The sequence below is a fragment of the Labilibaculum sp. K2S genome (genome assembly GCF_030372765.1).
Lineage (GTDB): Bacteria > Bacteroidota > Bacteroidia > Bacteroidales > Marinifilaceae > Labilibaculum.
Genome location: NZ_JAUCMW010000083.1, coordinates 1 through 615 on the forward strand (window position 1 = coordinate 1; position 615 = coordinate 615).

At 43.7% G+C, this 615-nt stretch carries 1 protein-coding gene; it reads left to right on the top strand.

The window, feature by feature from the left end:
* Positions 1–615, top strand: a 615-nt coding sequence (locus QUH73_RS20810; protein ID WP_289532370.1) for a hypothetical protein, incomplete at both ends; no start/stop codon positions are given.

Below are 615 nucleotides of genomic sequence, written 5' to 3' on the forward strand. Positions count from 1 at the left end.
ACTATTGGCGCATCTAAAGTAACGAATGCAAAACTTGACAAGTCAAATATTCCGTTGAGTGGATTTGGAAATGCTGCAACAGATGTATCAATTGGTGATGGAACAACGAATTATAAGATCACTAATGTGCTTGATCCTACTGATGATCAAGATGTTGCCACTAAATACTATGTAAACAATTACGCTTTTGCTCAGCCAATGAGTGAAACGCAGATGCTTGGGCTTTCTTCACCAGGGGAAGGCAGGCTGGCCTTTTGTACCGATTGTGGTTCAGGTTCATTAATGCTTTATTACAATGGTTCATGGATTAGTGTTGGTACGGCCAACGCCTCACCTTATGCTACTTCGGTAGGCCAAACGGGAACCATACTTAAAGCCACTGAGACTTTAACCGGCGAATATGTTTATAATGATGTGGACGGCGATCCTCAGGCGGTTTCTACATTTAAGTGGTACCGTGCTGACGATAATACAGGTACTGGCGAAGCAGTCATTACTGGTGCAACAAGTTCAACATATACCATACAGGTAGCCGATGTTAGTAAATTTTTGCGCTTTGGAGTGACACCGGTTGCCGGAGGTGGTGTAGGCCAGGGAATCCATGTAAAAGCGTCA